The sequence below is a fragment of the Pseudomonas sp. SDO5522_S412 genome (genome assembly GCF_054071215.1).
In genome coordinates, this window is sequence record NZ_JBSVWQ010000100.1 from 1 (window position 1) to 21,642 (window position 21,642).

The following is a 21,642-nucleotide window of genomic DNA, read 5'->3' on the forward strand; positions in this document are numbered from 1 at the left end:
CACACTCGACCGCATTCCAAGGGATGTACTCGGTCAAATGTGGGAGCGGGCTTGCTCGCGAAGAGGCCCTGTCAGGCAACGCGAGGCTTACGGACCAACCGCAACCCCGCAATCACCACCGCAAACACCGCAAACGTCGTGTTGTACAACGCCAACGCCGGAAACCCGAACACCAGCGCCAACACCGCCAAACCCCACCCGGCCCGGCCCGGCACGAAAAACGCCAGCACCGCCGTGACCAGCGCCGCCCAGCCCAGCACCTTGAAGTGAATCATCAACCCCAGGTTGGAACGCACCAGGCATTCCCAGCGGCTGGCTTCGTCAGCGCAAATGCCCACCCAACGGCCATCCTCCATGAATCCGTAACGCGCGCCATAACTGGCGGCCAGCCAAAGCGGCAGGGCAATAAGCAACAGGATCAGCGGAAAACGGCGGGACATGGGGCACTCCGATAGGCGAAAACGGCGCCCAGCTTAATCCCCCGGTGGCCGTTGGCAAGTTTTGCAAACAGATAAGTGTTCATTAAGGCGTGCCAAAGTGTATCGTCTCGCTACTATTACCCCGATTCCGACGTTTTTCCGACTTTTAGTGCCGAAGGCTGGCACTTCGGCAGCAACGCGGTGGTCATAGCCTGCGAACTCCACTTCAGCACGTTTTCCTCTTAGGGATTTAGTCATGCTCCGTTCCTTGCGCTGTGCGGCCCTGTTGGGCAGCCTTTTTCTGAGTGCGTCAGCACTGGCGGTCGATATCGACCAGGCCAGCTATGGCTACCCTTTGACCAACCCGTTTGAAGCGACCATCGCCACCACCCCGCCGAACCTGCGGCCGGAACTGCCATCGGACGATCAAATCAATCAGTCCGACTACACCCTGACGATGCGCCCCGAGCGCGAGTTCAGCCTGCCTGACAACTTCTGGGCGGTGAAGAAACTCACCTACCGCATCGCCAAGCAGGACCGTGCCGCACCGCTGATCTTCCTGATCGCCGGCACCGGCGCACGCTTTGACAGCACCATCAACGAATACCTGAAAAAGCTGTACTACAAGGCCGGTTACCACGTCGTCCAGCTGTCGTCCCCCACCAGCTTCGACTTCATCGCCGCCGCCTCGCGCTTCGCCACTCCCGGCATCAGCCAGGAAGACGCCGAAGACATGTACCGCGTGATGCAGGCCGTACGCGCGCAAAACCCGACGCTGCCCGTGACCGACTTCTACCTCACCGGCTACAGCCTCGGCGCCCTCGACGCAGCCTTTGTCAGCAAGCTGGACGAAACCCGTCGCAGCTTCAACTTCAAGAAAGTCCTGCTGCTGAACCCGCCGGTCAACCTCTATACCTCGATCACCAACCTCGACAAACTGGTGCAGACCGAGGTCAAGGGCATCAACAACAGCACCACCTTCTATGAGCTGGTGTTGAACAAACTGACCCGCTACTTCCAGCAAAAGGGCTACATCGACCTCAACGATGCCCTGCTGTACGACTTCCAGAACTCCAAGGAACACCTGACCAACGAACAGATGGCGATGCTGATCGGCACTTCATTCCGCTTCTCGGCGGCCGACATTGCCTTCACCTCGGACCTGATCAACCGTCGCGGCCTGATCATCCCGCCCAAGTACCCGATCAGCGAAGGCACCAGCCTCACGCCGTTCCTCAAGCGTGCGCTGCAGTGCGACTTCGACTGCTACCTCACCGAACAGGTGATCCCGATGTGGCGCGCCCGTTCCGACGGCGGCAGCCTGCTGCAACTGGTTGACCAGGTCAGCCTGTATGCCCTCAAGGACTACCTGCACGACAGCCCGAAAATCGCCGTCATGCACAACGCCGACGACGTGATCCTGGGCCCTGGCGACCTTGGCTTCCTGCGTAAAACCTTCGGCGATCGCTTGACCGTCTACCCCCTGGGCGGCCATTGCGGCAACCTCAACTACCGCGTCAACGCCGACGCCATGCTGGAGTTCTTCCGTGGCTAAATATCTTCTGCTGCTCGCCGCCCTGATGTGCGCGGGCGTGGCCAATGCCGACAACAGCAAGGCCCACACGCCGACCGTAGTGGACTCCGACGGCTTCAAGGAGCCCCTGAGCCACCTCAAGTTCAACCCTGGCCTGGACCAGCGTGAGTTCGAGCGCTCGTCGGTCAACGCGCTGAATGTCTACGACCCGCTGGAGTCGTGGAACCGCCGGGTCTACCACTTCAACTACCGCTTCGACCAGTGGGTGTTCCTGCCGGTGGTGGACGGTTACCGCTATGTCACCCCAAGCTTCCTGCGTACCGGCGTCAGCAACTTCTTCAACAACCTCGGGGATGTGCCCAACCTGTTGAACAGCCTGCTGCAGCTCAAGGGCCATCGTTCCCTGGAAACCACCGGCCGCCTGCTGCTCAACACCACCATCGGCATCGCCGGCCTGTGGGACCCGGCCACCGCCATGGGCCTGCCGCGCCAGAGCGAAGACTTCGGCCAGACCCTGGGCTTCTACGGTGTACCGGGCGGCGCCTACCTGGTGCTGCCGCTGTTTGGTCCGTCGAACCTGCGGGATACCACCGGCCTGCTGGTGGACTACGGCGCCGAGACCGAGATCAACTTCCTGAACGTGTCCAAGGTCAGCGAAAACCACCCGGAAATCTGGGCCCTGCGCGCCGTCGACAAGCGCTACCAGACCAGCTTCCGCTACGGCCAGATGAACTCGCCGTTCGAGTATGAAAAGGTGCGCTACGTGTACACCGAGGCGCGCAAGTTGCAGATCGCCGAGTAATGCCCCGTGTAGGCGCTGGCTTGCCAGCGCCTACATCCCCCGCCGACACCACTTACGCCACGTAAACCGCAGTTGCAGCACGGCCGCCCTGGCCATTTCCCGATCCTGCTCCGCCAATCCCGAAGGCTGTTCAAGCGCTTCAAGCATCGCAACGCTGGCCGCATCCATCAGCGACTCATTCGCCACGCTCGGCCCCCCCTCCTCCAACACCGACGCCAATGCCCGCAAATAGCGATCGCGCTCAATCGCCAACGCACCCCGGCTGTCCGCCAGGCAGGCGCGCAACTCCAGCAACTCATCCCCCAGGTCCAGCCCCAGCAATCCGTTATCCCAGTGGACACGGCGATCGGCAGGCAAGGTTTCGCTGTAGCGCGACAAGCGAATCAGCCGGTCCGCCATGCGCCCGCCAAACCAGCTTTCAGCCTGCTCCAGGGGACGGGAAGTCAATTGCGCCAGGTCGAACAATGAAGCCTTGAACATCCGCCGATAGTGATGCTCGCCGGGATTGAGCTGGATCAGCCGAAACACCACCACGGCAATCCCGACACCCACCAACGTCGCGATGGCCTTGTTGAGGAACGCGGCGAAGTCATAGGTCATCCCATTGCTGGGCCCGACGTTGTTGACGAAAAAGATGCAGAACGCCGAGGCCGTGGCCGCCAGCTTGAGGCGGCTCATGCACAACGAGGCGAAAAACAGCGGCACTCCCAACGCCAGGCATAACAGGGGAAAGCCATCGAAGCCGGGCAACAGCACGAAGCACACAAAACCGGCCACCGGGATCGACAGCGCTATGCCCTTGAGGAAATTCAGGCTGGAGGCCGACGGGTTTTCCCGCGCTGCAAACAGGCTCAACACCACGCCACAAATCGATACCGCGCCCAAACCCGAAGGCCATGCCGTAAAGATCCAGAACGCCGCGACCGCCAGAAACGCCAACGCACTGCGCAGCCCGCCAAGCACCCCCTGCTCGATATCCCGGTGCCAGGACATCGCCCCCGGTGCGCCGGGCGGCACCCTGCCCTGCTCGACCGCCGACAGCGTCAATGCACCCAGCTCAATCAAGCGCAACACCTGCGCCAGTTGCACCAGGCAAAAGTGCGCCTCCTGGCCAAGCTGCGGATCCTGCAACGCCAGGCCAAGCCGTTGTGACAACTCGGGCAGTTCATCAAGACGCTCCTGCTGCAACGCCGAAGCCACCGCTTCAATCAGTGGCCCGACCGCCGCCGTTTCATCGAGCATCATCCGCTGGCGCGCCACGCCCCGCGCCGCCCGCAGCAGGCTAAGCAGATCACGGCTGAGCACCCGCAAGGCCTGGGAGCGGCGCCGGCCCTTGGGCCCTTCAAACCAGGCATGGTCGCGCTGGCTGTCCACCGCCACTAGGCGGCTCAATGCTTCGAGCAACCCCTTACGCTGATCATTACCCAACAGCTCCGAAGCGGCAGCCCGCACCCCGGCCTGCCACGCGGCCCGCGCTTGAACCGCCAGCACCTGCTCGACCCGGCGCGGCCACAGAATCGTACTGGCGATGGAGGCACAAAGAATCCCCAGGCTGATCTCCTGGCAGCGCGCCACCGCCTCATCGAACACTCCCAGCGGTGCCGCCGTAGCGGGCAGCGCAATAATCGCCGTGGTGTAACCCGCCAGCACAAACCCATAGGACGCATGATTGCGCAGCAAGGATGCCCCCGTGGTGCAGAACGCCAGCCACAGCGCCATGCACAGCAGGAACAGCAGCGGCGCCTGGCCAAACACGCCGATCATCGCAATGGAAACCATGGCCCCGACAAACGTACCCACCAGCCGATAGGCGCCTTTGGCCAGGACCATGCCGCTGGTGGACTGGCCCACGATAAATACGGTGGTCAGGGCCCATTGCGGTTGCTGCAAGTCAAAACAGAAGGCCAGGTACAACGCGACCCCGCCGGCGATCATGTTGCGCAAGGCAAACAGCAGATCGCTACGGGACGGGGTCAACGTCGCCTGCCAGAAATCAGGGAGCTGGAAGGTGGAGGATTTCATTAAATCCACATATAGATAGCAAGCTAATGATTAGCATCGTATCTATATTTGTGGCGAATGCCAATCTCAGGCTATTTGACCAGGCGCTTTTCCTTGGATGGCCTGTAGCCAAAGTAGGCGCTGTAGCACTTGCTGAAATGGCTCGGCGAGACAAACCCGCAGGCCACCAGCACGTCCACCTGGGACAGCTCGGTGTGTTGCAGCAGCCGACGGGCCTCGGTGATGCGCAGTTCCAGGTAATAACGCTGGGGCGTGGTGCCAAGCTGCTCCTTGAACAAACGCTCCAACTGGCGTCGGGAACGGCCCGCATAAACGGCCAGTTGATCAAGCTCCAGAGGCTCTTCGAGGTTGGCGTCCATCAGGTTGACCACCTCGCGCAGGGGTGCGCTCAAGCACACGTTTTCCGTGGGTTTCACCCGCCGGTAGCGCGACTCCTCAAACGCCAGGATGTCCTCGATTCCCTCCACCAGCGCTTTGCCGTACAGCCCCTTGATCCAGTCCAGCGCCATATGAAACGCCCCGGACGGGCTCGACGCCGTCAGCCGGTCGCGGTCAATCACATACGGCTCGCTGCTGACCTGCGTCGCCTTGCAGAACTCGGCCAGGGCCGGGCGATGTTCCGGGTGCACGGCGCAGCGGTAGCCGCCCAGCAACCCCGCACGCCCCAGGAACCACGCACCATTCCACAAACCGGCCAGGCTCACACCCTGCTCCGAGGCGCTTTTCAGCAGGTGGATAAACTCCTCCGCAGCCTTCAGTTCAGTGCGATAGCCACCGCATATCACCAACAGGTCCAACTCTTTAAGCACCGAAGACTCAAGCCGCGCATCGGGCCGGATCACCAGCCCCAGGTCACTGATCACCTCGCCTTCCCGCAAGCCGAAGGTCGACGTAGAAAAAGAAGCGGGCCGCAGCAGGTTGGCGGTGATCAGCGTATCCAGCGCCTGGGTAAACGCCGGCAGCGAAAAATGTTCGAGCAACACAAATCCCGCACGCACCGTCTGACGGGCCTCGCCGGGATTTTCATTCAGGTAGCGGAGGTTTTTGCCTTTCATGCCCCCGCTGAATTGCCGTCGCTCGATCAAATGCCTATGCCCTCACCCGCTTCCAGAGGTTACCCAGCACGCTGACCACCGCCAACACCACGGCCCCGGCAATGATCCCCGCCACTGCATTGAGCAACGTCGGCATCAACCACGCCAGGCCGCCAGTACTCTGGCTCACGGTCTCGATCCAGTGATGCACCACCGGCACACCGTGGGTCAGGATGCCACCGCCCACCATGAACATCGCCGCCGTACCGATCACCGACAGGCTTTTCATCATGTACGGCGCCGCCCGCAAGATCGCCCCGCCGATGCTGCGCGCCGCCTGGCCGGGCTTCTGGGTGAGCCACAGGCCCAGGTCATCGAGTTTGACGATACCGGCCACCAAGCCGTAGACGCCGATGGTCATGACGATGGCGATACCCGACAACACGATCACTTGCTGCATCAGCGGTGCATCGGCCACGGTACCGAGGGTGATGGCGATGATTTCGGCGGAGAGGATGAAGTCGGTGCGGATCGCGCCCTTGATCTTGTCCTTCTCGAAGGCCACCAGGTCCGTGGTCGGATCCGCCACGGCTTCCACCAGGTGCGCCTGTTCTTCGGTGCGCTTGTGGAAGAAGCTATGGGCGAGTTTTTCGAAACCTTCAAAACACAGGTAAGCGCCGCCCAGCATCAACAACGGCGTGACCGCCCACGGCGCAAACGCGCTGATCAGCAAGGCGGCGGGCACCAGGATCAACTTGTTGACGAACGAGCCCTTGGCCACCGCCCAAACCACCGGAATTTCCCGCTCGGCGCGCACCCCGGAGACTTGCTGGGCATTCAGCGCCAGGTCGTCCCCCAGCACGCCGGCGGTTTTCTTCGCGGCCATCTTGGTCATCAACGCCACATCATCGAGCACCGCGGCGATGTCGTCGATCAATACCAGCAAACTGCTTCCTGCCATGGCTCAGGCTTCCCGTGATTCAAAGTGCGCCGAGAATAACGCGGCGCACACCGGGTTAGCGAGCCGTTCAGCGCGCAGGCGTTTGCCAGCCCCCGCCAAGGCTCTGGATCAGCGCCACACTGCCCTGGCTGAGCTGGCCCTGGGTGTCGCGAAGATTCTGCTCGGCTTGCAGCAACACCAGTTGCTGGGTCAGCACATTCTCCCGGCTCACGGTCCCGGCGCGCAGCTGCGCTTCCTGGCTGCCGAACAGTTGCTGATTACGCTGGTACACCTGCTGGAACGCATCGGCCTGGGTTTGCAGGTGGTTGATCGCCGACAGGTTGTCTTCAACGTTCTGCAAGGCGCTGAGCACGGTACCCTTGTAGGTCGCGGCGATCTGGTCATAGCTGGCCTCGGCCTGCTTGACCGCCGCTTCGCGGGCGCCGCCGTCAAACAGGGTTTCCGCCAGCGCCGGGCCCAACGTCCAGATGCGATTGGGCAGGGAGAACAACCCGCCCAACGCACTGCCGCGGTAACCGGCCTCGGCAGTCAGATCCAGCGTAGGGAAGAACGCAGCTTCGGCCACGCCGATTTTCGCGTTGGCCGCCGCTGCCGAGCGCTCCGCCGCCACCACATCGGGACGCCGTTGCAGCAGGGTAGACGGCAAGGTCAACGGTGGCCGCGGGACCACGAAGCTGTAGTCATTGCGCACCGCCACGCTGAATTCACTCGGCGCCACGCCCACCAGCACGGCCAGCGCGTGTTCGTATTGCTCGCGGTCGCGCAGGGAGGTCTGCAAGTCGGCAATCGAGGTGGTCAACTGGTCCTGAGCCACCAGCAACTGGTCGTTGGTGGCGACGCCCTGGGTGAACTGCACCTGGATCATGTCCAGCAGTTGCTGGTTGATCTTCTGTTGTTGCTGCAACAGGCGCACGTCGATGTCCATCTGCCGCAGGGCGAGGTAGTTACTCGCCACGCTGGAACTGATGGACAGCCGCACCCCGGCCAGCAACGCATCCGATTGCTGGGCCGTCGCCTGGCTGGACTCTATCCCGCGCCGCACCAGGCCCCACAGGTCCGGCTCCCAACTGGCGGTCAAGGTGGCGCTGACACTGTTCTGCACGCCGCCCGCCGTGGTACCGGTGGTGGACGTGCCGCTACCACTGCCTGCCGTTCCCCGCGAACCCGACAACCCTACGCCAACGGTGGGCCACAACCCTGCCCGGCTGGACGCCACCTGCGCCTGGGCCAGACGATAAGCCGCCTCCGCCGCGATGATCGACTGGTTGGCCTTGGCCGAGCGCGCCACCAAATCGTTCAGCACCGGGTCCTGATAGGCCAGCCACCACTGGCTGTCCATGGCCCCCTGGGGGTTCGCCGCCGCGCGTTGCCACTGCGCGCCTTCCTTGAAGGTCTGCGGCAGCTCCATGGCGGGCTTCTGGTAATCGGGCCCGACCATGCAGCCGCCGAGCAGCAAGCTGATGCAAAGCACGCTGTATTTCACGTTCATAACCTTGCTTCCTTACGCCGACCCAGGCGCTGTGACGCCCGGTCGAGCCACAGGTAGATCACCGGGGTGGTGTACAGCGTCAGCACCTGGCTGAACAGCAGGCCACCAATAATCGAAATCCCCAACGGCCGGCGCAACTCAGAGCCATAACCGGTGCCGAGCACCAGCGGCAGCGCGCCAAGGATCGCCGCCAGGGTCGTCATCATGATCGGCCGGAAACGGATCAGGCACGCCCGGCGAATCGCTTCCTTGGCCGTTAGGCCGAACTCCCGCCGCTCGGTGATCGCGAAGTCGATCATCATGATCGCGTTTTTCTTCACGATACCAATCAACAGAATCACCCCCACCAGTGCAATGATCGACAGCTCGGTGCCGGTCAGCAGCAAGGCGATCAACGCACCGACGCCGGCCGAGGGCAAGGTCGAAAGAATGGTCAGCGGGTGCGTCAGGTTTTCGTAGAGGATGCCCAGCACGATATACACGCACAGCAACGCAGCGACGATCAGCAGCGGCTCACTGGCCACCGACGACTGGAACACCTGGGCCGTACCGGCAAACTGGCCGACCACACTGGCGGGCATGCGCAGCTGCTTCACCGCATCGTCCACCATCGCCGTGGCCTGGCCGATGGACGTGCCGGGCGCCAGGTTGAACGAGACTGTCACCGCCGGGAACGTGCCCTGGTGACTGATGGAAATTGCGGTGCGCGCCACCGTGTTATCCGCCAGTGCCGAGAGTGGCACCAGGGTCTGCCCGGTGGTCAGGTTGGGCGCCGCCGTGGTGCCCTTGGTGGTCGTGGCCTGGGTGCCCGTCGGCACATAAATGCCCTTGAGCGCGGAAGGGTCGGTCCAGTATTCCGGCGCGATTTCCATCACCACGTGGTACTGGTTGGCCGCGCGATACAGGGTCGCGACCTGGCGCTGGCCAAAGGCGTCGTACAGCGTCTGGTCGACCGCCGAGACACTCACCCCGAGGCGCGCCGCCGTGTCCCGGTTGATTTGCACATTGGCCAGCAAGCTGTTGTCTTGCTGGTCGGTATTGAGGTCGGTGAGTTGCGGCAATTTGCGCAGCACCGCCACCACCTTGGGCACCCATTCGTCCAGCGACTCCTGGTCATCGGCGGTCAGGGTGTATTGGTATTGCGCGCCACTTTGCCGGCCACCCACGGTGATGTCCTGGGCCGACTGCAAATACAGCTTGGTGCCCGGCAAGTCGCCGAGGCCGCGGCGGATCTGGCCGATGATTTCGGTGGCGTTGTCCTTGCGCTCGCCCAAGGGCTTGAGCAATACAAACATCTGCGCGCTGTTGACCGCCCCGCCGCCCCCTCCGCCACCGCCGACAAACCCGGCGACGGTTTCGATGTTCGGGTTTTTCATCACCTTGCGGTTGATCTCGGTGAAGTCCTTCTGCATCGCCCCATAGGAAATGCTCTGGTTCGCCAGGATGCTGCCCTGCAAGCGCCCGGTGTCTTCCTGGGGGAAAAAACCCTTGGGCACCAGCACGTACAACACGCCGGCGAGCACGATCACCAACACCGTCACAAAACCCATCAGCACCGTATGGTCGATCACCCAACCGAGGGTGCGATCGTAGAAGCGGTGAAAGCGCGAATCCGGGTGTTCATTGCCTTCATGAATCGCTTTCGGCGCGCGCAGCAGCACGCTGGCGAGCATCGGTGTAACCGTCAGCGAGATCAGCATCGAGATCACAATGGCCACCGACAACGACACCGAAAACTCGCGGAACAGCCGCCCGACCATCCCGCCCATCAGCAGCAGCGGAATAAACACCGCCACCAGCGACACGCTGATGGTCAGTACCGTGAAGCCGACTTCCTGGGCACCGGCCAGCGCCGCTTCCACCCGGGTCTTGCCGCGCTCCAGGTGGCGCATGATGTTTTCCACCACCACAATCGCATCGTCCACCACAAAGCCGGTGGAAATCGTCAGCGCCATGAGTGACAGGTTGTTCAGGCTGTAGCCGAGGAAGTACATCGCGCCGAAGGTGCCGAGCAGCGACAGCGGCACCACAATCGCCGGCACCAGGGTGCTGCGCCAGTCGCGGAAGAAGCCGAAGGTCACCAGGGTCACCAGCAGGATCGACACCAGCAACGTGATCTCGACGTCATGCAACGAGGCGCGAATGGTGGTGGTGCGGTCCATCAGCAGGTTGAGCTTGATCGTCGCCGGAATCGAGCTTTGCAGGAACGGCAGCGAGGCTTTCACCGCGTCCACCGTTTCGATCACGTTGGCGCCCGGCTGCTTGAACACCACCAGCAATACTGCCGGCTTGCCGTTGGACAGGCCGAAGTTGCGCAGGTCCTGCACGTCTTCGCGCACGTAGCCCAGGTCGGCGATATGGATCAGGTCGCCGTTGTGGGCCTTGACCACCAGCGGCCCGTAGTCCTTTTCATCGAGCAACTGGTCATTCGCCGCAATGCCGTAGTTACGGTCGCCGATGGCCACGTTGCCCTTGGGCAAGTTGACGTTGGAGGCGTTGATCACCTGGCGCACCTGCTCCAGGCTGACGCCGTACTGGTTGAGCCGATCGGGGTTCAATTCCACCCGCACCGCCGGCAGCGCGCCGCCGCCCACCGTCACGTCACCGACCCCGGTGGTCTGCAACAACTTCTGCTCCAGCAGGGTCGAGGCCACGTCATACATCTGCCCCGGCGTGGCGCTGTCGGAGGTCAGGCTGATGATCAGAATCGGCGAATCCGCCGGGTTGACCTTGCGGTACGTCGGGTTGCCGGACAGGTCGCTGGGCAGGTTGCTGCGGGCGGCATTGATCGCCGCCTGCACATCCCGCGCGGCGCCGTCGATGTCGCGATTCAGGTCGAACTGCAAAATGATCCGCGCCGAGCCCAAGCTGCTGGACGAGGTCATCTGCGTGACCCCGGCAATCTGCCCGAACTGGCGCTCCAGGGGCGTGGCCACTGAACTGGCGACGGTGGTCGGATCGGCGCCGGGCAACGAGGCGCTGACGCTGATGGTCGGGAAATCCACCTCCGGCAACGGCGCCACCGGCAACAGCATGAAGGCCAGCGCGCCAAACAGCGCGAGGCCGGCCGCCATCAAGGTGGTTGCAATCGGGCGGCGAACAAACGGCGCGCTGAGGTTCATTGCCATCAGACCGCTTCAGCCGGGCGGCGACTGAAGCGCTGCCCCAGGCCGTGCATGGCGAGGAAGATCACCGGCGTGGAAAACAGCGTCAGCAACTGACTGAGCAACAACCCGCCGATAATCGCGATGCCCAGCGGGTGACGCAGCTCCGAACCAATCCCCGTACCGAGCGCCAGCGGCACCGCGCCGAACAGCGACGCCATGCTGGTCATCAGGATCGGCCGGAACCGCAACTCTGCCGCCTGGCGGATCGCGGCCGTGGGGCTCAGGCCGCCCTCGCGTAGCAACTCCAGGGCAAAGTCGACCATCATGATGCCATTTTTCATCACGATACCGATCAGCAACACAATGCCGATCAGGCCGATGATGTCGAACTGCGTGCCCGTCACCAGCAGCGCCAGCAAGGCCCCGAGCGCTGCCGAGAGCAGCGTCGAAAGGATCGTCACCGGGTGCACGAAGCTCTCGTACAGAATCCCCAGCATCAGGTACACCACCACAATCGCCGCCACCACCAGGAATACCTGGTTGGACAGCGACTGTTCGAACGTCGCCGCCGCGCCTTCCAGGTTGGCCTGCACCGACAGCGGCAAGCCGACCTTGGCCTCGATGTCCTTGAGCCGCGTCACTGCCGTGCCAAGGGTCTGGCCCGGAGCAAGGTTGAACGACACGTCGGCATACGGAAACTGACCCAGGCGGTTGATGGTCACGGGCGTACGCACCACCTGCATGGTCGCCATGCTCGACAGCGGCGCCACACCGCCACCGGGAATGTCCACGTACAACCCGGTGAGCAGGTCCGGCAAGTTGCGCGGCGGATGGTCGGTGGCGATCACCACGTGGTACTGGTTGAGCTGGGTGTAGATCGTCGAGACCTGGCGCTGGCCGAAGGCGTCATACAGCACGTCGTCAATCGCCTGGGGCGTGATACCAAGGCGCGAGGCGGTGGCGCGGTCAAAGGTCAGCTGGATCTGGTTGCCGAACTGCATCGCCTGGCTTTGCACGTCGGTGAACATCGGGTCTTGCTTGATCGCCGCCAGCAGCTTGTTGGTCCACGTTTCCAGCTCGTCCGGATCGGTGGCTTGCAGGCCCAGCCGGTAGCTGGTGGTGGACACCGTGGCGTCGAGGGTCAGGTCCTGTACCGAGTGCAGGTACAGGCGGATCCCGGCGTCGTCGGCGTTGGCATCGGAGAGCCGGCGGATCACCTCGGTGGCACTGTCACGCTCGCCGCGGGGCTTGAGGTTGATCAGCAGGTTGCCCTGGTTGATGGTCGGGTTGGTCTGGTCGATACCGACGAAGGACGACAGGCTTTGCACCGCCGGGTCCTTGAGGATTCGCGCGGCCAGGCGCTGTTGTTCGGTCTGCATCTGCTGGAATGAAACCGTCGGCGCCGCCTGGGAAATACCCTGGATCAGGCCGGTGTCCTGGTCGGGGAAAAAGCCCTTGGGCATGATCACCAGAATCATCAGGGTCAGCGCGGCGGTGAGCGCTATCGAGATCAGGGTCAAGGTGCGGTGCGCCAACACCCAGTCAAGGCCACGCACGTAGTGGGTGTTGATGCGGTCGAAGAAATCCGCGCGGCGTTCCTGGTGCTTATTCTTGAGCATCCGCGCGCACATCATCGGCGTGAGGGTCAGGGAGATGAACGCCGAGATAACGATGGTCACGGCCACGGTCATGGCGAATTCGCGGAACAGCCGGCCGACCACATCGCCCATGAACAGCAGCGGGATCATCACTGCAATCAGCGCAATCGACAGCGAAATAATCGTGAAGCCGATTTGCTCCGACCCCTTGAGCGCCGCCTCCAGCGGCGAGTCGCCCGCCTCGATATAGCGCGTGATGTTTTCGATCATCACGATCGCGTCGTCCACCACGAATCCGATGGCGATAGTCAGCGCCATCAGTGTCAGGTTGTTCAGGGAAAAGCCCAGCGCATAAGCCACCGCCAGGGTGCCCACCAGCGTCAGCGGCACGGTGACTGCCGGAATAACCGTCGCCGCAACGTCGCGCAGGAAAATGAAAATCACGATCACCACCAGCAGCACCGCCACCGCCAGTTCGTACTGCACATCGGTGACCGAGGCGCGGATGGTTTGCGTGCGGTCGGTCAGCACATCGACCTTCAAGGTACCCGGCAAACTGGCCCGCAGCTTGGGCAGCAATTGCTGCACGCGGTCGACCACCTGAATCACATTGGCGCCGGGCTGGCGCTGGATGTTCAGCACAATCGACGGCGTGCTGTTGGTCCACGCAGCCTGGCGCGGGTTCTCCGGGCCCTGGGTGGAACTGGCGATCTGCGACAGGCGAATCGGTGCGCCATTTTTATAGGCGATCACCAGGTCGCGGTATTCCTCGGCAGATTGCAGCTGGTCGTTGGCACCAATCGAATACGCCTGGAACTTGCCGTCGATATTGCCCTTGGCCTGGTTGACGTTGGCCGTGCCGAGGGAGGTGCGCAGGTCATCAATGGACAGGCCGAGGCTATTGAGCGCCGAGGTATTCGCCTCGACCCGCACCGCCGGGCGCTGACCGCCGCTGATAGTCACCAGGCCGACGCCGGTGATCTGCGAGATCTTCTGCGCCAGCCGTGTATCCGCCAGGTCCTCGACCTTGGTCAGCGGCAACACATCGGAGGTCAGGGACAGGGTCAGCACCGGCGCATCCGCCGGATTGACCTTGCTGTACACCGGTGGGTACGGCAGGTTGGCCGGCAGGAAGGTGCCGGCGGCGTTGATCGCGGCCTGCACTTCCTGCTCTGCCACATCCAGGGACAGCGACAGGTCGAATTGCAGGGTCACCACCGAAGCGCCGTCGGAGCTGGTGGAGTTCATCGACTTGAGGCCCGGCATCTCGCCGAGCTGGCGCTCCAGCGGCGCGGTGATCGAGGAGCTGACCACGTCCGGGCTGGCGCCGGGGTATTGGGTGAAGACCTGGATGGTCGGGTAGTCGACTTCAGGCAACGCCGACACCGACAACAGGTGATACCCCAACATGCCCAGCAACAGCACCGCGACCATCATCAAGGTGGTGGCGACGGGACGTTCGATAAAGGGCCGCGAAATGTTCATGCTCGGCAGCTCCTCACTGGGCGACGACCTTCACGGCCGAACCGTCATCCAGTTTGTCGGCGCCTTCGGTGATCACCTGCTCGCCTGGCTTGACGCCGTTCTCGAGCACCGCCGACACATCGCCCATCGATGGGCCGGTCTTGATGTTGCGCAGGCTGGCCTTGTCGCCATTCACCACGAACACGAAATCGCCCTTGCTGCCATGCTGGATCGCCCGGGTGGGCACCACGGCAACCTGGGCCAGGGTGTCGGCCTTCAGGCGCGCATTGACGAACTGGTTGGGGAACAGCGCACTGCCCGAATCATCGAACTGCGCCTTGACCTTGATGGTGCCGGTGGAGGTGTCTACCTGGTTGTCCAGGGCCAACAGGCTGCCGGTGGCCAGCAGGGCTTTCTTGTTGCGGTCGTAGGCCAGCACCGTCACGGCGCCACGGCCCAGGGCCTGGTTGATAGCGCCCAAGTCGTCCTCGGGGACCGCGAACACCACGGTGGCCGGGTTCATCTGGGTAATCACCACGATGCCGGTGGTGCTGGTGGTGGTGACGTAATTGCCGGGGTCGACCAGGCGCAGGCCCACCACACCGTCGACCGGCGAAGTGATGGTGCAGTAGCCGACCTGCACTTCAAGGTTCTGCACATTGCCCTGGTCGGCGGCCACGGTGCCCAGTTGTTGCTGGACCAAGGACGCCTGGGTGTCGACGGTTTGCTGGCTGGTAGAGCCGGCCTTGACCAGTTCGCGGTAGCGCACCAGATCGCGCTGGGCATTGCTCAACACAGCCTGGTCGTGGGCCAGGGTACCCTTGGCCACGGCCAGTTGGGCCTTGAGAGCACGGTCATCGATCCGCGCAATCACCTGGCCCTTGCTGACGTGCTGGCCTTCCTTGAATTCCACGCTGCTGAGGATGCCATCGACCTGGGTGACCACGGTCACACTGCGGGTGGGGGTGACGGTGCCGAGGGCATCGATATACACCGGCACGTCCTGCAACACCACCGGCACCACGGCCACCGGTTCGCCGGTGACGGCCGGCCGGCCTTTGTGCCCGCCTGCAAAGAAGTGCAAACCCAGGGCAATCAACAACGCTACCAGTAACAACGTGCCAACGGCCCAGGCGAACGTACGTCGTCTGCTTTTCTCCACGGGTTTCTCTCTCGAACGCCGAAAACAGGAAGGGGCGGCCAGGCTAAATGGCCGCTCGCTGCCTGAACTCTAGCAGCGCGCTGGAGCTGTGCCTGTACGACCGTGAATGCGTTCAGCATCAAGACAGACAAAGTCAGCTGGGCGCCCCGCCATGCAAGGGCTGCGGCGGGATTCTTGAGCCCTGCGCAAAGCCGGTGCTACCATGCCAGACCGCCTGTCTTGGCAAGGAACCTCCTGGTCTATGAGCACCATTCGCGAGCGCAACAAAGAACTGATCCTGCGGGCTGCCAGTGAGGAGTTTGCCGACAAGGGCTTCGCCGCGACCAAAACCAGCGACATCGCCGCCAAGGCCGGGCTGCCCAAGCCCAACGTCTACTACTACTTCAAGTCCAAGGACAACCTCTATCGCGAGGTGCTCGAAAGCATTATCGAGCCGATCCTGGCGGCCTCCACACCGTTCAATCCTGATGGCGACCCTTCGGCCGTGCTGAGCGGGTACATCCGCTCGAAGATCTGCATCTCCCGGGATTTGCCGTTTGCCTCGAAAGTGTTTGCCAGTGAGATCATGCACGGCGCCCCGCATTTGAGCCCCGAGCAGGTGGAACAGCTGAATGCCCAGGCCAAGCACAACATCGACTGCATCCAGAGCTGGGTGGACCGTGGGCTGATTGCGCCGATTGATCCGCATCACCTGATGTTCAGCATTTGGGCGGCGACGCAGACGTATGCGGATTTTGACTGGCAGATTTCGGCGGTGACCGGCAAGGCGAAGTTGGATGAAGCGGATTATGAGGCGGCGGCGCAGACGATTATTCGGTTGGTGTTGAAGGGGTGTGAGCGGGACTGATAGACCGCAGCGTCTTCAAGATTCGCGAGCAAGCCCGCTCCCACATTTGAATTTGTGCCAGACATAAATTGTTTAAACGCCGCAGATCCAATGTGGGAGCGGGCTTGCTCGCGAAAGCGCCCTCCCAGACACATCCTGCACAAAGCCAAACCATCATCTCCAGATTCCCCGATCTAGCCTCTCAGAACCCCACCTGAAGAGAGGCAAAGGAATGCCTGATCCAGCTGCTTCACATCGCCTGCGTATCGGGCGATTCAGCGAATCCAACCGTATTTACCTGATCACCACCAATACCCACGAACGTGTGCCGATATTCAGTGATTTTTATCTCGGCCGCCTGGTGGTCTGGCAATTCCGGCTCGCCCAGTATCAAGGGCTGGCGAACTCCTTGGCCTGGGTGGTCATGCCCGACCACTTTCACTGGTTGATTGAGCTGCAAAAAGGCTCATTGGGAGACCTGATGTGCCAGGTGAAGTCCAAAAGCACTCGAACCGTTAATGGCGCTACGGGCCGCAAAGGGCGGCTATGGCAAACCAGCTTTCATGATCGTGCGCTGCGCAAGGACGATGACTTGGTGAAGATGGCTCGGTATGTCGTGGCCACCCCATTAAGAGCAGGGTTGGTGGAGCGGATTGGCGACTATCCGCTGTGGGATGCGGTTTGGGTTTGGGTTTAGGTCCGGGACCGAGTCGCCCCTTTCGCGAGCAAGCCCGCTCCCACATTTGACCGAGTTCCAGCCTTGGAATGCAGTCAAATGTGGGAGCGGGCTTGCTCGCGAAGAGGCCCGACCAGTCACCTCACATCAAGCAGTAACCCCCGCATCCGCCAACAACCCCAACCCCTCGATCGCACTGATCGCACACTGCTCGTCAATATCCGACGTATCCCCGCTGATCCCGATCGCGCCCAGCACCACACCCGCCTGATCCCGGATCAACACCCCGCCCGGTGCCGGCACCACGCTGCCCTGCCCCAGGCTGTTCAGCGCGGCAATAAACGCCGGCCGTTGCTGTGCGTCCAGCGCCAGCAAGCGCGAGCCCTTGCCCAGGGCTATCGCGCCCCAGGCCTTGCCAATCGCGATCTGCGGGCGCAGCAGGCTCGCGCCATCCTCGCGCTGCAACGTTATCAAATGCCCGCCGCTGTCGAGTACCGCAACGGTCAGCGGTGCCGCCGAAATGGTGCGGCCTGCCGCGATGGCGTGGCTGGCCAGGTTGACTGCGACTTTCAAGGTTAAAGCGCTCATGGGTGCCGTCCTTATCTTGTTATGGGAAAGCCGTGGGGCTCTGTCTGATCAGAAGCTCGATCAAACAAATAGAACACAATAGATTTATTTTTTGTATACAATATTTCGAAACATACGCACCACACGTCGAAATATTCCCGTCCATAAGCCTTCCGACGAACGTAAAGGCCACCCAAGAAAATGGATTGACCTGCCCCGCTCGCCGTGAATACACTTCGGACCAACACCACTTGTATACAATTACAAAACGCAAGAGGCACCAAAACCATGAGCAAAATGAGAGCAATCGAAGCCGCTGTCCTGGTGATGCGCCGTGAAGGGGTCGACACCGCCTTCGGTATCCCGGGCGCCGCGATCAACCCGCTGTATTCGGCCTTGCAGAAGGTCGGTGGCATCGATCACGTCCTTGCTCGCCACGTTGAAGGCGCCTCGCACATGGCCGAGGGCTACACCCGCACCAAGGCCGGCAATATCGGCGTGTGCATCGGCACCTCGGGCCCGGCGGGCACCGACATGGTTACCGGCCTGTACAGCGCCTCGGCGGACTCGATCCCGATCCTGTGCATCACCGGCCAGGCGCCACGGGCACGCATGCACAAGGAAGACTTCCAGGCTGTCGACATCACCAGCATCGTCAAGCCGGTGACCAAGTGGGCGACCACCGTCCTGGAACCCGGCCAGGTGCCGTATGCCTTCCAGAAGGCCTTCTATGAAATGCGCTCCGGCCGCCCGGGCCCGGTGCTGATCGACCTGCCATTCGACGTACAAATGGCCGAGATCGAATTTGACATCGACGCCTACCAACCACTGCCCCTGGCCAAGCCTTTGGCGACCCGCATCCAGGTGGAAAAAGCCCTGGCCCTGCTGGACCAGGCCGAGCGCCCATTGCTGGTGAGCGGTGGTGGCGTGATCAACGCCGACGCCAGCGAACTGCTGGTGGAATTCGCCGAGTTGACCGGCATCCCGGTGATCCCGACCCTGATGGGCTGGGGCACGATCCCGGACGATCACCCGCAGATGGTGGGCATGGTCGGCCTGCAAACGTCCCACCGTTATGGCAACGCCACGATGTTGAAATCGGACGTGGTGCTGGGCATCGGTAACCGCTGGGCCAACCGTCACACCGGTTCGGTGGAGGTGTACACCGAGGGCCGAAAATTCATTCACGTGGACATCGAGCCGACGCAAATCGGCCGCGTATTCACCCCGGACCTGGGCATCGTTTCCGACGCCGGCTCTGCATTGACCATGTTCATTGAAGTGGCCCGCGAGTGGAAAGCCGCCGGCAAGCTCAAGGACCGCAGCGCCTGGCTCCACGATTGCCAGCAGCGCAAGGCCACCCTGCACCGCAAGACCCACTTCGACAACGTGCCGGTCAAGCCGCAACGGGTGTACGAAGAGATGAACCAGGTGTTCGGCAAAGACACCTGCTACGTCAGCACCATCGGCCTGTCGCAGATTGCCGGCGCGCAGTTCCTGCACGTCTACAAGCCACGCCACTGGATCAACTGCGGCCAGGCCGGCCCGCTCGGCTGGACCATTCCGGCGGCACTGGGTGTGGTCAAGGCGGACCCGACCCGCAAAGTCGTGGCACTGTCCGGTGACTATGACTTCCAGTTCATGATCGAAGAGCTGGCCGTGGGCGCACAGTTCAAGCTGCCGTACATCCACGTGGTGGTGAACAACTCCTACCTGGGGCTGATCCGCCAGGCCCAGCGCGGGTTTGAAATGGACTACTGCGTGCAGCTGTCCTTCGACAACCTCAACGCACCGGAACTCAACGGTTACGGCGTCGACCACGTGGCCGTCGCCGAAGGCCTGGGTTGCAAGGCCCTGCGGGTGTTCGAGCCGGGCCAGATCCAGCCGGCACTGCGCAAGGCTCAGGAAATGATCGAAGAATTCAAGGTTCCGGTGATCGTTGAGATTATTCTGGAGCGGGTGACCAATATTTCCATGGGCACCGAGATCAACGCCGTCAACGAATTCGAAGATCTGGCACTGGTGGGCAACGACGCGCCGACTGCCATTTCACTGCTCGATTAAGGAGAACCCCATGCCGCGTTTTGCCGCCAACCTGTCCATGCTGTTTACCGAACAGGACTTTCTTGCCCGTTTCAAAGCCGCCGCCGACGCGGGGTTCAGTGGTGTGGAATACCTGTTTCCCTACGAATTCAGCTCAGCTGAAATCAAGGCGCAACTCGATGCCCACGGCCTGACCCAAGTGCTGTTCAACCTGCCGGCCGGTGACTGGGCCAAGGGCGAACGCGGCCTGGCCTGCCACCCGGACCGGGTCGAGGAGTTCCGTGCCGGGGTCAACCTGGCCATCGCCTACGCCCAGGTACTGGGCAATACCCAGGTCAACTGCCTGGCGGGGATTCGCCCGGCCGGCGTGGATGACGAGACGCTTGAAAAAACCTTCGTCGCCAACCTCAAGTACGCCGCCGACAAGCTGCAGGCGGTGGGCATCAAGCTTGTGATGGAGATGATCAACACCCGCGACATCCCGGGCTTCTACCTGAACAACACGGCGCAGGCCCTGTCGATTCGCGAGCAGGTGGGCAGTGCCAACCTGTTCCTGCAATACGACATCTATCACATGCAAATCATGGAAGGCGACCTGGCCCGCACCATGGCTGCGCACCTGGGTGAGATCAACCACATCCAGCTGGCGGACAACCCGGGGCGCAACGAGCCGGGGACCGGTGAGATCAACTACCGCTTCCTGTTCGAACATTTGGACCGCATCGGTTATCAGGGTTGGGTCGGCTGTGAGTACAAACCGTTGACCACCACCGAAGCGGGTTTGGGTTGGCTCAAAAGCCACAACGCGATCTAACTGAACAAACACAGCACCCAATGTGGGAGCGGGCTTGCTCGCGAAAGCGGTGGATCAGTCGACATCAATGCTGACTTTCTCCCCCCATCCGCGAGCAACCCCGCTCCCACAGTGGATCTCCTGTGTTTAGCAGGCCGCGCCAGGCCTGCACACCTAACAATAAGAGGATTTTCGTCATGGCTAAAATCGGATTTATCGGCACCGGCATCATGGGCCAACCCATGGCTGCCAACCTGCAAAAGGCCGGTCACCAACTGTTTCTTTCCGAGCATCACGGCAAGGCGCCGGCTGAACTGATCAGCGCTGGTGCGGTGGCCCTGGCCAACCCGCAGCAAGTGGCCCAGGAAGCCGAATTCATCATCGTCATGGTGCCCGACACTCCGCAGGTCGATGATGTGCTGTTCCGCGCCGACGGCGTTGCCGCAGGCCTTGGGCCGAACAAAGTGGTGATCGACATGAGTTCGATCTCGCCCACCGCCACCAAGGCCTTCGCCGCGAAGATCAACGAGACCGGCGCACGTTACCTCGACGCCCCGGTGTCCGGTGGTGAAGTCGGTGCCAAGGCCGGCACCCTGAGCATCATGATCGGCGGCGACCCGCACACCTTCGAACGCGCCCTGCCGCTGTTCCAGGCCATGGGCAAGAACATCACCCTGGTGGGCGGCAATGGCGATGGCCAGACCGCCAAGGTGGCCAACCAGATCATCGTTGCGTTGAACATCCAGGCGGTGGCGGAAGCGCTGCTGTTCGCCTCGAAGAACGGCGCCGACCCGGCCAAGGTGCGTGAAGCACTGATGGGGGGTTTTGCTTCGTCGAAAATCCTCGAAGTGCATGGCGAGCGCATGATCAAGGGCACCTTCGATCCGGGCTTCCGCATCAACCTGCACCAGAAGGATCTGAACCTGGCCCTGGCCGGTGCCAAGGAGCTGGGGATCAACCTGCCGAACACCGCCGGCACGCAGCAGGTGTTCAGCACCTGCACCGCCATCGGTGGCGGCAACTGGGACCACTCGGCGCTGATCAAGGGCCTGGAACATATGGCGAATTTTTCGATTCGCGATAAATAACCCCCGTTGAAATGCGATCGAATGTGGGAGCGGGCTTGCTCGCGAAAGCGGTGTATC

Annotated in this window: 16 protein-coding genes; 7 read left to right on the forward strand and 9 right to left on the reverse strand. The window is 62.2% G+C overall.

Going from position 1 to position 21,642, the window contains the following annotated elements; translation table 11 throughout:
* Nucleotides 1–71: 71 nt before the first annotated feature.
* Nucleotides 72–440, reverse strand: a complete 369-nt coding sequence (locus tag ACW9I6_RS19435; RefSeq protein ID WP_457339678.1) for a hypothetical protein — start codon at nucleotides 438–440, stop codon at nucleotides 72–74.
* Nucleotides 441–675: 235 nt separating this feature from the next.
* Here ACW9I6_RS19435 and ACW9I6_RS19440 point away from each other — a divergent pair, with 235 nt between their 5' ends.
* The gene (locus ACW9I6_RS19440) at nucleotides 676–1,974 is read left to right on the forward strand and encodes a hypothetical protein (RefSeq protein WP_003210581.1); all 1,299 of its coding nucleotides are present in this window, start codon (nucleotides 676–678) and stop codon (nucleotides 1,972–1,974) included.
* Complete coding sequence (locus tag ACW9I6_RS19445; RefSeq protein WP_003210582.1) at nucleotides 1,967–2,755, forward strand: MlaA family lipoprotein; 789 nt, start codon at nucleotides 1,967–1,969, stop codon at nucleotides 2,753–2,755. The genes ACW9I6_RS19440 and ACW9I6_RS19445 overlap by 8 nt, the downstream gene beginning before the upstream one ends.
* A gap of 30 nt (nucleotides 2,756–2,785) precedes the next feature.
* Here ACW9I6_RS19445 and ACW9I6_RS19450 read toward each other — a convergent pair whose 3' ends face one another.
* The 7 genes from ACW9I6_RS19450 to ACW9I6_RS19480 all read right to left on the reverse strand — a co-directional run bounded on the left by ACW9I6_RS19450 (nucleotide 2,786) and on the right by ACW9I6_RS19480 (nucleotide 15,592).
* The gene (locus tag ACW9I6_RS19450; protein ID WP_457339679.1) at nucleotides 2,786–4,777 is read right to left on the reverse strand and encodes an FUSC family protein; all 1,992 of its coding nucleotides are present in this window, start codon (nucleotides 4,775–4,777) and stop codon (nucleotides 2,786–2,788) included.
* A gap of 71 nt (nucleotides 4,778–4,848) precedes the next feature.
* A complete protein-coding gene (locus ACW9I6_RS19455; RefSeq protein WP_457339680.1) occupies nucleotides 4,849–5,832 on the reverse strand; it encodes a GlxA family transcriptional regulator in 984 nt (327 codons plus the stop codon).
* A gap of 34 nt (nucleotides 5,833–5,866) precedes the next feature.
* Nucleotides 5,867–6,772 carry a DUF808 domain-containing protein gene (locus tag ACW9I6_RS19460; RefSeq protein ID WP_457339681.1) on the reverse strand — a complete coding sequence of 302 codons (906 nt, stop codon included), beginning with the start codon at nucleotides 6,770–6,772 and terminating at the stop codon, nucleotides 5,867–5,869.
* A 67-nt stretch (nucleotides 6,773–6,839) separates the two neighbouring features.
* On the reverse strand, nucleotides 6,840–8,261 hold the full coding sequence (locus ACW9I6_RS19465) for an efflux transporter outer membrane subunit (protein ID WP_457339682.1): 1,422 nt from the start codon (nucleotides 8,259–8,261) through the stop codon (nucleotides 6,840–6,842).
* Nucleotides 8,258–11,383 (reverse strand): efflux RND transporter permease subunit, encoded by a 3,126-nt coding sequence (locus tag ACW9I6_RS19470; protein WP_457339685.1) that lies wholly within the window; start codon nucleotides 11,381–11,383, stop codon nucleotides 8,258–8,260. Before ACW9I6_RS19470 ends, ACW9I6_RS19465 begins: the two co-directional genes overlap by 4 nt.
* Nucleotides 11,384–11,388: 5 nt before the next feature.
* Entirely contained in the window at nucleotides 11,389–14,451 is a 3,063-nt protein-coding gene (locus ACW9I6_RS19475; protein ID WP_003210588.1) for an efflux RND transporter permease subunit, read from the reverse strand.
* 13 nt (nucleotides 14,452–14,464) lie between these two features.
* Entirely contained in the window at nucleotides 14,465–15,592 is a 1,128-nt protein-coding gene (locus ACW9I6_RS19480) for an efflux RND transporter periplasmic adaptor subunit (RefSeq protein ID WP_008433882.1), read from the reverse strand.
* A 241-nt stretch (nucleotides 15,593–15,833) separates the two neighbouring features.
* Between ACW9I6_RS19480 and ACW9I6_RS19485 the strand changes: the two genes are divergently transcribed.
* Entirely contained in the window at nucleotides 15,834–16,439 is a 606-nt protein-coding gene (locus ACW9I6_RS19485; RefSeq protein ID WP_003210590.1) for a TetR/AcrR family transcriptional regulator, read from the forward strand.
* Between the two features lie 211 nt (nucleotides 16,440–16,650).
* Nucleotides 16,651–17,115 (forward strand): REP-associated tyrosine transposase, encoded by a 465-nt coding sequence (locus ACW9I6_RS19490; RefSeq protein WP_457339683.1) that lies wholly within the window; start codon nucleotides 16,651–16,653, stop codon nucleotides 17,113–17,115.
* 126 nt (nucleotides 17,116–17,241) lie between these two features.
* Here the strand turns inward: ACW9I6_RS19490 and ACW9I6_RS19495 are convergent, their stop codons facing one another.
* Nucleotides 17,242–17,682 carry a GlcG/HbpS family heme-binding protein gene (locus tag ACW9I6_RS19495; RefSeq protein ID WP_003210592.1) on the reverse strand — a complete coding sequence of 147 codons (441 nt, stop codon included), beginning with the start codon at nucleotides 17,680–17,682 and terminating at the stop codon, nucleotides 17,242–17,244.
* Between the two features lie 267 nt (nucleotides 17,683–17,949).
* Here ACW9I6_RS19495 and gcl point away from each other — a divergent pair, with 267 nt between their 5' ends.
* From gcl to ACW9I6_RS19510, 3 genes are all read left to right on the forward strand, one after another.
* Nucleotides 17,950–19,725, forward strand: coding sequence for a glyoxylate carboligase (gene gcl / locus ACW9I6_RS19500; protein ID WP_063028181.1), 1,776 nt, complete (start codon nucleotides 17,950–17,952; stop codon nucleotides 19,723–19,725).
* 10 nt (nucleotides 19,726–19,735) lie between these two features.
* Entirely contained in the window at nucleotides 19,736–20,518 is a 783-nt protein-coding gene (hyi, locus tag ACW9I6_RS19505; protein ID WP_457339684.1) for a hydroxypyruvate isomerase, read from the forward strand.
* Nucleotides 20,519–20,694: 176 nt separating this feature from the next.
* Entirely contained in the window at nucleotides 20,695–21,585 is an 891-nt protein-coding gene (locus ACW9I6_RS19510; RefSeq protein ID WP_003210595.1) for a 2-hydroxy-3-oxopropionate reductase, read from the forward strand.
* Nucleotides 21,586–21,642: the final 57 nt, after the last annotated feature.

Coding starts and splice junctions, on each gene's coding strand:
- ACW9I6_RS19435 (WP_457339678.1), bottom strand. CDS start 440: ATGTCCCGCCGTTTTCCGCTGATCCTGTTGCTTATTGCCCTGCCGCTT.
- ACW9I6_RS19440 (WP_003210581.1), top strand. CDS start 676: ATGCTCCGTTCCTTGCGCTGTGCGGCCCTGTTGGGCAGCCTTTTTCTG.
- ACW9I6_RS19450 (WP_457339679.1), bottom strand. CDS start 4,777: ATGAAATCCTCCACCTTCCAGCTCCCTGATTTCTGGCAGGCGACGTTG.
- ACW9I6_RS19455 (WP_457339680.1), bottom strand. CDS start 5,832: ATGAAAGGCAAAAACCTCCGCTACCTGAATGAAAATCCCGGCGAGGCC.
- ACW9I6_RS19460 (WP_457339681.1), bottom strand. CDS start 6,772: ATGGCAGGAAGCAGTTTGCTGGTATTGATCGACGACATCGCCGCGGTG.
- ACW9I6_RS19465 (WP_457339682.1), bottom strand. CDS start 8,261: ATGAACGTGAAATACAGCGTGCTTTGCATCAGCTTGCTGCTCGGCGGC.
- ACW9I6_RS19470 (WP_457339685.1), bottom strand. CDS start 11,383: ATGAACCTCAGCGCGCCGTTTGTTCGCCGCCCGATTGCAACCACCTTG.
- ACW9I6_RS19475 (WP_003210588.1), bottom strand. CDS start 14,451: ATGAACATTTCGCGGCCCTTTATCGAACGTCCCGTCGCCACCACCTTG.
- ACW9I6_RS19485 (WP_003210590.1), top strand. CDS start 15,834: ATGAGCACCATTCGCGAGCGCAACAAAGAACTGATCCTGCGGGCTGCC.
- ACW9I6_RS19490 (WP_457339683.1), top strand. CDS start 16,651: ATGCCTGATCCAGCTGCTTCACATCGCCTGCGTATCGGGCGATTCAGC.
- ACW9I6_RS19495 (WP_003210592.1), bottom strand. CDS start 17,682: ATGAGCGCTTTAACCTTGAAAGTCGCAGTCAACCTGGCCAGCCACGCC.
- gcl (WP_063028181.1), top strand. CDS start 17,950: ATGAGCAAAATGAGAGCAATCGAAGCCGCTGTCCTGGTGATGCGCCGT.
- hyi (WP_457339684.1), top strand. CDS start 19,736: ATGCCGCGTTTTGCCGCCAACCTGTCCATGCTGTTTACCGAACAGGAC.
- ACW9I6_RS19510 (WP_003210595.1), top strand. CDS start 20,695: ATGGCTAAAATCGGATTTATCGGCACCGGCATCATGGGCCAACCCATG.